Here is a 525-nt window from a genome sequence, read left to right as displayed (position 1 = left end):
CTGTAGGCATGCTGATGGAAATGATCGCTCAGGCACAGGTCGGCGAATGCCTCCTGCATGTGTTCAAGCGCCCGGTCGCTGAGTGTGTGGTTCATGCGAATCACGAACTGATGCTTGAGCCAGCGGCTGGAGTGGAAATTGCTGTAGAACTGGTTGATCTGCTCGACGGCCTCTTCGGCGCTATAGACCAGGCTCAGCAGCTTCATGTCGGTCGGCAGGATGTAGCGATTTTCCTCCAGTTGATGGTGAATGAAGTCCAGCGCGCCTTGCCAGAACTTGCCGCCCGGCGCATCCAGTAGCACGACAGGCACCAGCGGGCTTTTACCGGTCGGGATCAGGGTCAGTACTTCCAGCGCTTCATCCAGCGTGCCAAATCCCCCTGGGCACAGGACCAGCGCGTCGGCTTCCTTGACGAAGAACAGCTTGCGGGTAAAGAAAAAGTGGAAGGGCAGCAAGTTGGCGGTGCCATTGACCGTGGGGTTGGCATGCTGCTCGAAGGGCAGGGTGATATTGAATCCCAGGCTG

Annotated in this window: 1 protein-coding gene; it reads right to left on the bottom strand. The window is 57.9% G+C overall.

All coding sequences use genetic code 11. The annotated features are described in order from the left end of the window. Positions 1 to 525 (bottom strand): LOG family protein (locus AC1DIT_RS28415; protein WP_476998625.1); only part of this gene is annotated, 525 nt, incomplete at both ends.

The organism is Bacillus sp. 05T22 (genome assembly GCF_056396765.1).
This window is presented reverse-complemented; position numbering and strand designations above follow the sequence as displayed.